Annotated in this window: 10 protein-coding genes and 1 pseudogene; 2 read left to right on the top strand and 9 right to left on the bottom strand. The window is 63.7% G+C overall.

What is annotated here, in order from left to right; all coding sequences use genetic code 11:
* From QZY01_RS01875 to QZY01_RS01835, 9 genes and pseudogenes are all read right to left on the bottom strand, one after another.
* Nucleotides 1–455, bottom strand: a pseudogene (locus tag QZY01_RS01875) (NADH-quinone oxidoreductase subunit J); the annotation flags it as partial.
* The gene (locus QZY01_RS01870) at nt 452–796 is read right to left on the bottom strand and encodes an NADH-quinone oxidoreductase subunit K (protein WP_294532654.1); all 345 of its coding nucleotides are present in this window, start codon (nt 794–796) and stop codon (nt 452–454) included. The pseudogene QZY01_RS01875 and the gene QZY01_RS01870, both read right to left, overlap by 4 nt.
* The gene (locus QZY01_RS01865; protein WP_294532651.1) at nt 793–1,740 is read right to left on the bottom strand and encodes a hydrogenase subunit MbhD domain-containing protein; all 948 of its coding nucleotides are present in this window, start codon (nt 1,738–1,740) and stop codon (nt 793–795) included. Before QZY01_RS01865 ends, QZY01_RS01870 begins: the two co-directional genes overlap by 4 nt.
* Entirely contained in the window at nt 1,737–2,030 is a 294-nt protein-coding gene (locus QZY01_RS01860) for a monovalent cation/H(+) antiporter subunit G (RefSeq protein ID WP_294532649.1), read from the bottom strand. The genes QZY01_RS01865 and QZY01_RS01860 overlap by 4 nt, the downstream gene beginning before the upstream one ends.
* Nucleotides 2,027–2,311 carry a monovalent cation/H+ antiporter complex subunit F gene (locus tag QZY01_RS01855; RefSeq protein WP_294532647.1) on the bottom strand — a complete coding sequence of 95 codons (285 nt, stop codon included), beginning with the start codon at nt 2,309–2,311 and terminating at the stop codon, nt 2,027–2,029. Before QZY01_RS01855 ends, QZY01_RS01860 begins: the two co-directional genes overlap by 4 nt.
* On the bottom strand, nt 2,304–2,804 hold the full coding sequence (locus tag QZY01_RS01850) for a Na+/H+ antiporter subunit E (protein ID WP_294532646.1): 501 nt from the start codon (nt 2,802–2,804) through the stop codon (nt 2,304–2,306). Before QZY01_RS01850 ends, QZY01_RS01855 begins: the two co-directional genes overlap by 8 nt.
* Nucleotides 2,805–2,848: 44 nt before the next feature.
* On the bottom strand, nt 2,849–5,914 hold the full coding sequence (locus QZY01_RS01845) for an efflux RND transporter permease subunit (protein WP_294532643.1): 3,066 nt from the start codon (nt 5,912–5,914) through the stop codon (nt 2,849–2,851).
* Nucleotides 5,911–7,023, bottom strand: a complete 1,113-nt coding sequence (locus tag QZY01_RS01840; RefSeq protein ID WP_294532641.1) for an efflux RND transporter periplasmic adaptor subunit — start codon at nt 7,021–7,023, stop codon at nt 5,911–5,913. Before QZY01_RS01840 ends, QZY01_RS01845 begins: the two co-directional genes overlap by 4 nt.
* A 183-nt stretch (nt 7,024–7,206) precedes the next feature.
* Nucleotides 7,207–7,623 (bottom strand): META domain-containing protein, encoded by a 417-nt coding sequence (locus QZY01_RS01835; RefSeq protein WP_294532639.1) that lies wholly within the window; start codon nt 7,621–7,623, stop codon nt 7,207–7,209.
* Between the two features lie 331 nt (nt 7,624–7,954).
* Between QZY01_RS01835 and rfbF the strand changes: the two genes are divergently transcribed.
* Both rfbF and QZY01_RS01825 read left to right on the top strand, forming a co-directional pair.
* Nucleotides 7,955–8,725, top strand: coding sequence for a glucose-1-phosphate cytidylyltransferase (gene rfbF, locus QZY01_RS01830; RefSeq protein ID WP_294532656.1), 771 nt, complete (start codon nt 7,955–7,957; stop codon nt 8,723–8,725).
* Between the two features lie 16 nt (nt 8,726–8,741).
* Nucleotides 8,742–9,752, top strand: a complete 1,011-nt coding sequence (locus QZY01_RS01825) for an SDR family oxidoreductase (protein WP_294532637.1) — start codon at nt 8,742–8,744, stop codon at nt 9,750–9,752.
* Nucleotides 9,753–9,870 lie beyond the last annotated feature (118 nt).

The following is a 9,870-nucleotide window of genomic DNA, read 5'->3' as shown; positions in this document are numbered from 1 at the left end:
CCGACATAGAGATTGAACAGGTCGGCGCCGATGAACAGCAAAATCAGCGCCGCCCAGATCCCCTGAAGCAGGATCCAGAAGGCGAAAGGCGCGCGGGCCTCGGCAGAGCCTTCCGGCGTCGCAAACGTGGCGCGCGCGTAAAATCCGGCGGCGGAGATGACCAGCGCCGCCGTGACCAGCATGACGCCGGACAGGCCATCGGCGCGCAGCGCGATGCCGAGCGGCGGCGCCAAACCGGCGACATTGTAGACGACGGGCGCGCCGGAGCGCCAGACCAGAAAGGCGATGGCGAGCGCCAGCGCCAGTCCGAGCGGGGCCAGGACGAGCGCCACCCGTTCGGCGAACCGCCCGCCGAGCACGAAGGACAGCAGCACGCCAATAACCGGCAGCAGGATGGCGAGCACGAGCAGAGGCCCGCCGTAGGTGGGTTCAAGCGCGGCGGCGGCTTCGATCATTTTCCCGCCCCTTCCTGTGTCGGGAGGCTGGCCGGGTTCTCCTCGTCGAGCAGGACCTGCCCGGTTTCCTCATGCAGCCGCAAAATCAGCGCCACGGCCAGCGCGCTGGCGGCAAAGGCCACGACAATGCCGGTGATGACCATCGCCTGCGGCACGGGATCGAAGGGAAAACCGGCGGCGGCGCCCTTTCGCGCGACAATGCCGAACACCAGGAACACGCCGCTGCCGATCAGGTTGAAGGCGAGAATCTTGCGCAACGGCTGCGGGTTGACGATCAGGCCATAAAGCCCGAGGCCGACCAGCGCGGCGCCGACCAGCCCGGCGAGGGTCGAAGGCGTCATGGCCGAAAACTCCGGCGGGGCGGGCCGGCGACCAGAACCGGCAGCGTCGCGGCGATGGTGAGCAGCATGAAGGCCTCGATGAACAGGATGATCGGCTTGGCGAAACCATCGGGATAGGCGAAGAAATAGCCGGCCATGCCGAGCCCCGCGAGGCCGGCGACGATGAACACCGCCGGTCCGGCGACCAGCGCCAGCCGCAGCCAGCGCGAATTGACCGGCGGCGGCTCGGAAACCCGCGCGATCATCACGATCATCCACATGGCCGCGAGAATCGCGCCGGCCTGAAAGGCGCCGCCGGGCGCGTCGGCGCCGACCCAGAAAATATGCACGCCGACGAGAATGCCGAGCGGGACCAGGGTCTGTTCGAGCAGCAGCAGCGCGCCTTGCGGATTGGCCCGGCCCAGCGGCGCCGGGGCGCCGCCCCAATAAAGGTCGGACGCGACCGACCAGACGCCGACCACTGCAAGCGCCAGCACGATCTTCTCCAGCATGGTGTCGAACGAGCGCCAGGCGATCAGCACGGCGGTGACCGGATTGCCGAGGCCGGTCGCGGCGAGGTGTTGGCGGGCCTCCGGCGCCAGCGTCGGCCCCGGGTCGGGCAGCGCCAGAATCACGCCCGCCAGCGCCGCCGCCGCGAGCAGGCTGAGCGCCGCCGCCGACAGCCGCAGCGACAGGGAAGGCTTCGCGGCGGCGCTGGCTTTGCCCGCGCCCTTGAGCCGCGCGCCGGAGGTGACGAGCAGGACGCCGGTGACGCCGCTGCCGATGGCCGCCTCGGTCAAGGCGACATCGGGCGCGAACAGCCTGATCCAGACGAGCGAAAGCAACAGGCCATAGGCGACATAGCCGACCACCGCGCCGAAAATTTCCCTGGCGGCGATGGTCCAGACGGCGACCGCCAGAACCAGCAGCGCGAGGCCGACGTCGAGGATCTGCAGCACGCTCATTCGTCGCCTCCCCTGCGCCGCAGGGCGCGGCCGATCAATTGCGCGCTGGCTGCGCCGGACAGCAGCACCAGCGCCCAGATCGCCACGAGTTTCAGCGCGTCGAGCAGACTTGCGACACGAGGCAGCAGTCCCAGCACCACCAGCCCGAGGCCGAGGTTATCGGCCTTGGACAAGGCGTGAAGCCGCGTCAGTGAATCGGGAAAGCGCAGCAATCCGACCGAGCCGGCGAAAAAGAAAAACGCGCCGGCGGCTATGGCGACAATGCTGAACAGGTCGAGCGCGACACTCATTTTCCGTCCGCCTCCCGGGCTTGCCCGTCATCCGCGCCGACGCTGTTGACGAAGGCCACCGAGGCGAAGGCCGCGAGCAATGCGAGGCCGAGCGCGACATCCGCGACGCCGGCGACGGGTGTCGCCGAGGCGATCAGCAGCAGCGCCGCGATGCCGCCCGTGCCGAGCAATTGCGCGGCCATCATCCGGTCGGCGTCGCCCGGTCCCCGCAGCACGCGAAACAGGCCGGCGGCGACGGTCAGCAGGATGAAGCCCGCGGCGCAGAGCAGAAATTCATTCATCGTGAAACGTCCGCATGAACAGGGTTTCCTGCGCCGCGAGATTCTTGGCGACCGGCTGCTTGATGTCGAGGCAATGGATCAGAACCGTGTCGCCGTCGATTTCGACCGGCAGCGAGCCGGGCGCGAGGCTCGCCAGCGCGCAAAAGGCGTCGCGGGCGGCGCCCGGCGGCAGACGCAGAGGCGCCGTGACGAAACCCGGATTGAGGTCCAGCTTGCGCCCCAGCGCGCGGCGCGCCACGTCGAAACCCGCCACTACCGAACCGCGCAAAAAATGCAGCGCGAGGGCGGCGAGGGCCCTGGGCCGAACCTGCGCGCCGGTCGGCGGCATCAGCGCGAGACTGGCCCATGTGGCGGCGGCGGCGGCCATCAGCCCGACCGGCAGATCGGCGGCCTTCCAGCCGGAAATCGCCAGCCAGAAAGCGAAAAACAAAGCGGCCCGGAAACCCGCCGCGCGGGCGCGGTTTGGCGTTTGGCCCGATTCGATCCCGCTCATCGCCGCTCCCTATCGCCGTTGTTTGCGCTGAACTTTCCGCTCCATCAGGCGAGCGCCTTGCGCCCGTCGCGTTCCTTGGCATGGAAGAAGATGACATAGAGCGCGGGCGTCACGATCAGTGTCAACAGGGTCGCGACGAACAGGCCGCCCATGATGGCGAAGGCCATCGGTCCCCAAAACACCGTCGGCGCGATCGGGATGAACCCGAGCACGGTGGAAATAGCCGTCAGCATGATCGGACGGAAGCGCGACACCGTCCCCTCGACGACGGCGTCCCAGACCCCACGCCCTTGCCGGCGCTCGGTCTCGATCTGCTCGATGAGAATGACCGCATTGCGCGCAATCATGCCCATCAGCGCCAATATGCCGAGGATCGCGACGAAGCCGAGCGGCCTGCCGGACAGCAGCAGCGCCCCGACAATGCCGATCAGCCCCATCGGCACGATGCACAGCACCAGAGCCAGCCGGCTGAAACTGTGCAATTGCGCCATCAGGAACAACAGCATCAGGAACAGCATCGCCGGGAGCATGGCGAACACCGAGGCCTGCGAAAGCGCGCTTTCCTCGACCGTGCCGCCGGTTACGATCGAAAAGCCCCTGGGCAGGTCGGCGCGAAGCTTTTCGATTTCCGGCGCCAGTTTCGCCACCGCGCCCTCGGGCGTCGCGCCCTCGGCGATGTCGGCGCGCACCGTCAGGGTAGGGACTCGGTCGCGCCGCCAGATCAGCGGAAATTCCTGGTCGAAATCGAACGTCGCGATCTGGCTCAGCGGCACGGTGCGGCCGTCGGGCAGCGGCAGTTGCAAGGCGCGCAGCGTCGAGAGCGAGACGCGCTGTTCGTCCTGCGCGCGGGCGATGACATCGACGAGGTAGATAGTGTCGCGGATTTGGGTGATCGGCGCGCCGGTCATCACGGTATTGAGATGCGCGGCCAGCGTTTCCGAACTCAGGCCAAGCAGCCGCGCCTGATCCTGGTCGATCTTGACCCGCATTTTGCGGGCGGGCTCCATCCAGTCATAGTTGATCCGCCGAAGCTGCGGGTCGGCGCCCATGGCCTGTCCAAGCCGAAGGGCGATTGCGCGCACCTGCTCGATATCGGGACCGCTGACGCGATATTGCACCGGCCAGCCGACCGGCGGCCCCAGTTCCAGCGGCGAAATGCGCGAGACGACGCTGGGCAGGTCCTCGGCCAGTTTGGTTTCCAGCAAGGCGTGCAGCCGATCCCGCGCGGCGACGTCCTTGGCGACGACGACCGACTGGCTGAAGAAATCATTGTTGAGCCGCACATCGAGCGGGAGGTAGAAGCGGATCGCGCCGCGTCCGACATAGGAGCTCCAGCTGGCGACGTCCGGATTATTCGCCAGCAGGCCATCGAGCTTGTCAGCCGCCCGCTCGGTGGCGAAAATCGAGGCGTTTTGCGGCAGGGTCAGATCGACGATGAGTTCGGGCCGGTCGGAGGCCGGAAAGAACTGGCGCGGCACCAGCGGCAGCGCCAGCAGAGAGGCGACGAAACAGGCGAGCGTCACGCCGACGGTCGCCCAGCGCCAGCGCATCGCGCCAACCAGAAGGGTGCGGAAGGCGCTCAGGATCCGGCTCGGCTTGGCGGGGGGCGCCGAGGGGTCCACATCGGGCTTTTTCAAAAGCCAGACCCCGAGCAGCGGGGCGAACAGCACGGCGACGAACCAGGACACGATCAGCGCGATCGAGACCACCGCGAAAATCGAAAAAGTATATTCGCCGGCCGAACTCTTGGCGAAGCCGATCGGCACGAAACCCGCCGCCGTGACGAAGGACCCGGTCAACATCGGAAAAGCCAGCGTATCGTAAGCGAAAGTCGCCGCCTTCTCCTTGCTGTCGCCCGCCGCCATGCGCGAGGTCATGACATCGACCGTGGTCATGGCGTCGTCGACGAGCAGCCCCAGCGCGATGATCAGGGCGCCGAGCGAAATGCGCTGGAGATCGATGCCGAGCGCCTCCATGATCGGAAAAATGATCGCCATGGTCAGCGGAATCGACAAGGCGACCACCGCGCCGGGCCGGACGCCCAAACTCACGATGCTGACCGCCATGATGATGGCGATGGCCTGCCACAAGGATTCCATGAATTCGCCGATGGCGGTCTGCACCACCACCGGCTGGTCGGATACGAGTTGCGCATCGACGCCGAGCGGCAGGTCGGCGACGGCGCCGTCGATGGCGGTCTTGACATTGCGGCCGAGCCCCAGAATGTCGCCGCCGTCGCGCATGGCGATGGCGAGACCGATCGCCGGCTTGCCGTTGACGCGGAACATCGGCTGCGGCGGATCGGCCAGCGAGCGGCGCACCTGCGCAATGTCGCGCAGCCGGATCAGGCGTCCGTTGGACAGGAAATTGGCGTCGAGAATATCGTCCTCGGTGCGGAACGCCCCGGTAACGCGAATCACCAGCTTTTCGTCGCCGGTTTGCAGCGAACCGGAGGGGATAACCGAGTTCTGCGCCTGCAACGCCGCGATCAGGGCGGCGCGGTCGATGCCGAGGCCGGCGAGCACTTGCGTCGAGAATTCGACGAAAATCTGCTCGTCCTGGGCACCGAGAATCTCGATCTTCGAGACGTCCTTGACCTGCAGCAGCTTCGAGCGGATGTCCTCGACATAGTCGCGCAATTCGCGATGGGTGAAGCCGTCGGCGGTGAAGCCGTAGATCAGCCCGTAGGTGTCGCCGAAATCGTCGTTGAAGCCGGGACCGACGACGCCGGAGGGCAGGGTGCGGCGAATGTCGCCGATGTTCTTGCGCACCTGATACCAGATGTCGGGAACCTGGGCGGGGGGCGTCGCGCCTTTCAGGTTGACGAAGATGGTGGCGACGCCGGGACTGGTGTAGCTGCGCAGAAAATCGAGACTCTTGGTCTCCTGCAGCTTGCGCTCCAGCCGCTCCGTCACCTGCTGGAGCGTTTCGTCGAGGGTCGCGCCGGGCCAGGAGGCCTGCACGATCATGGTGCGGAAGGTGAAGGCCGGGTCTTCGCTGCGCCCGAGCCGATAATAGGAGGAGAGGCCGGCGGCGACAATGGCGAGCATCGCGAAGACGATGAAGGACCGGTGTTTGAGCGCCCAATCGGAAAGATTTGGGCCGATCATGAGCGCGCCTCGATCAGTCGGACTTTCTGGTCGGGATGCAGCGCCTGCACGCCCGCCGTGACGACGATCTCGCCGCCTTCGAGGCCGCCGGAAATCACCACCGTTCCCGGATCGAAGCGCAGCACTTCCACCGGGTGCAGCTTGACGGTCATGTTCGCCGGATCGACCAGCCATAGCGCGGGCGCGCCATTCAGCGCCGTCAGCGCGGTCGCCGGAACGGCGATGCCGATCGCCGATTCCATGTCCATCCGCCCGGTGACCACGGCGCCGAGCCGCATCGCCGCCGGGGGATCGTTGACGCTGACCCGCACCTTGAAGGTCCTCGTGATCGGGTCGGCCTGCGGATCGACCTGCCGCACATGGCCCCGCGCGGTGACGGTAGGATCGTCGGTGAGCGAGACGACGATCACGGCGTCGGAGGGCGCCGAGCGAATCACCTGCGCCGGCACGGCGAACACAGCGTCCCAGCCGGAATCGCGCGCCACCTGGAACACCATCTGCCCGGCCTGCACGACCTCGCCCGATTCGGCGCGCCGCGCGGTGATCGTGCCGGCGACATCGGACCTGAGTTCGGTATAGCTGACCCGGTCCTCGGCGATGTGCAGCTGAGCCTTGGCGTCGTCCACCTGCGCCCGCGACGTGCGCAAGGCCTGCTCCGCCTGGTCGAACAGGACCCGCGTGGTGAATCCCCGGTTCAGCAGCGTCTGCTGCCGCTCGAAATTATTGCTGTCCTGCGCCAGCCGGCCCTCGGCGGCAGACAGCGCGGCGCGCGCCGAACGCAATCCGTTCAACTCGTTCTGCGGATCGAGTTTCGCCAGCACCTGGTTGGGGGTGACGCGGTTGCCGACATCGGCCTTTCGTTCGATGATCCGGCCGCCGATGCGAAAGGCGAGGGCCACCTCTTTCTCGGCCAGAATCTGGCCGGTCAGAACGACGGATTGGCCCAACTCGCTTTTTTCGGCGATTACGGTGCGGACCGGACGCGGCGGCGGCGCCTCAGCGGCTTTTTCGGACTTGCAGCCGGCCATGGCCAAAGCAAGCGCCAGCAGGACGGGAAGCATCGGCGCCCGGGCGCGCCCCGATACGGGTTCGAGTTTGGTCGAAGACAAGGCATTCCCTCAATTTCGTCGACAAGGCCCATAAAGGACATGAGCCCGCAATGGAAGGGGTCCGCGATCGATATTGATACTATGGCGGCGCCTGGCGCGATGATCAACGCCAAAAAAAACCTCCCGTCGAGCGTAGAGATCGCAGTTTTATCCTGTGACGCCGAAGCGTCGGCGCCGCCTTCCTCATCTGGCTCTGGTCAGGGTGACGAGCGGCGCGCCCGAGGCGTCGAGCAACGTGAGGGTTGCGCCCTTCTTGAAATTCTTTTCAACGCGCCAGGAGCGCACGGCGTCGAGCGCGGCAAGATATTTCGCCTCCAGATCGGCGACCGGCCTGAAGCAGGCGCGCCGTGTCGCCGCCATCGGGCCGAATCTTATCCGCGCCCCGTCGATCTCGGGCTTGCCGAGGATGCGATTGCAGCCCACCGTCGAACTGACGCGGCCATCCTCGAGGATAACGAATTGCGTTTGCGCGGGATCGACGGGCGGCGCGGACGAGATCGACTTTATCCGCCAGGAGCCAACGAAACCCTCGCCGGCGAAGGCCGGCTCGGTCAGGCCGGACCCCAGAGAAATCATTAAAGCAATCAGGGCCTTGCGCATTCATTGCTCCATGCAGCAGGCATTATTGTCGTTTTTTTCCGACGCTTTGCTCCCACGACAGGCGTGGCCTATGATCCCGTCGATCTCGATTAGGACAACGACTTTTTGATGGCAAAAATGGCGAAGGCCCCACTTAAACGCCTTCGTCGCCGAGCTTCGACCACGCATTGGCGCCAGGCATTTCGAAAGTCGCTGGCTTTCCTCGCAAGGCGCGTTGTGCTACATGCCCGAACCTAAGATTGGCGGGTTTCAAATTGAACGCCGATTGGCCGATTCGTTCAACAAAGGCGGTCTGAATCGGATAAATAAGTTTAATGCTGCAGGAGTCAAAATGAAAGCGGTTCTTTTGGCGGGCGGCCTCGGCACAAGGTTTGCTGAAGAAACCGACATCAAGCCGAAGCCAATGATTGAAATTGGGGGCAAGCCTATCATCTGGCATGTCATGAAAATTTATTCTGCGCATGGAATTAACGATTTTATTATTTGTCTTGGATATAAAGGATATGTAATAAAAGAGTATTTCAAGAACTATTTTCTTCATATGTCAAATGTAACGTTTGACTTAGAAAAAAACTCCATGGAGGTGCATGATGTCGCGGTTGAGCCATGGCGAGTAACTCTTGTGGAGACCGGAGAAGCGACGATGATCGGCGGTCGCATCAAACGTATTCTACCCTATCTCGGTGACGACAAGGAGTTTTGTTTGACTTATGGAGATGGTGTCGGCGACATCGACATCGGAGCGCTCATTAACTTGCATCGTAAGGAAGGTCGTCTGGCCACCGTGACGGCGACACAGCCGCCAGGCCGTTTCGGCGCCATCGATTACGAGGGCAACCGCGTTACCGGATTTCTCGAAAAGCCGGTCGGAGACGGCGGCTGGATCAATGGCGGCTTTTTCGTTCTCTCGCCCGCAGTTGGAAAATATATTGAAGGCGACGCGACTGTCTGGGAACAGGAGCCGATGAGCCGTCTTGCCGCTGAAGGCAATCTCGGCGTGCATTTCCATAAAGGCTTCTGGCAGCCGATGGATACGTTACGTGACAAGCGCCAGCTCGAGGATCTTTGGGGCTCGGGCAAGGCGCCCTGGAAAATCTGGTGAGACGGGACGGAGAGATATGCGTATTTTGATCACTGGAAATATGGGTTATGTCGGTCCCGTTCTCACGCGATTTCTGCGCCAAACGGAGCCAGGCAGAGAACTAATCGGTTTCGATTCTAGCTTTTTCGGGCATTGCCTGACGAATGCCAGTGCGCTGCCGGAACATTTGCTCGACCGGCAAATTTTTGGCGACATCCGCGACTTTCCTCCGGATGCGTTGAACGGCGTCGACGCCGTCGTCCATCTGAGCGCCGTGTCCAACGATCCGATGGGCAACAAGTTCGAAAGCGTCACGCATGAAATTAATCAGGCGGCCGGAGTTCGGCTGGCGGAAGCGGCGTCTCTGCGCGGCGTAAAGAATTTCGTCTTTGCATCGAGCTGCAGCATGTACGGATACGCAGAAGGTGGCGCGCGGTCCGAACAGGATCCTACCAATCCGCTCACCGCTTATGCGCGCTCGAAAATAGGTTCGGAAAAGGCGTTTCTGGAATCCGATCTAGGAGGCATGACCGTTACGTCGCTTCGCTTCGCCACGGCCTGCGGCATGTCCGATCGTCTGCGCCTTGATCTGGTGCTGAACGATTTTGTCGCCTGTGCGATTGCATCGGAAGAAATCACGGTATTGAGCGATGGCACGCCCTGGCGTCCGCTGATCGACGTGGAAGACATGGCCAGGGCGATCGACTGGGCAATCCATCGCGATCCATCCAACGGCGGCAGGTTCCTTGCAATCAACGCCGGTCGCGACGAGGGCAATTACCAAGTATCGCAATTGGCCGATGCCGTTGCACGCCACCTCCGGGGCGTCAAGGTATCCATCAACACGAGCGCGCCACCGGACAAGCGCTCCTACAAGGTGGATTTCGCCCTCTTCAAGTCCTTGGCGCCGGGGTTCATTCCTCAGGTGTCTCTCGATCAATCGATAGAACGACTCATTTCCGGTCTTCGCGGTATGGGCTTTGCCGACAAGGATTTCCGCAATTCTCCCTATATGCGACTAAAAACCCTAGCAGCCTGTCGGACTTAGCGAAGAGCGGGCGATAGGATAGGATCGTTTCGTTGATTCTCGCCCCATGACGGTCGTTCCGATGGACAACTTCCGCAATTTTGATCGGCAAACCGGTTTTCTGCTGCCGCCGTCGGTT

The organism is uncultured Rhodoblastus sp., from assembly GCF_903903185.1.
GTDB lineage: Bacteria > Pseudomonadota > Alphaproteobacteria > Rhizobiales > Beijerinckiaceae > Rhodoblastus.
Note: the sequence above shows the minus strand (reverse complement) of the source record. Positions and strands in the feature narration are given on the sequence as shown.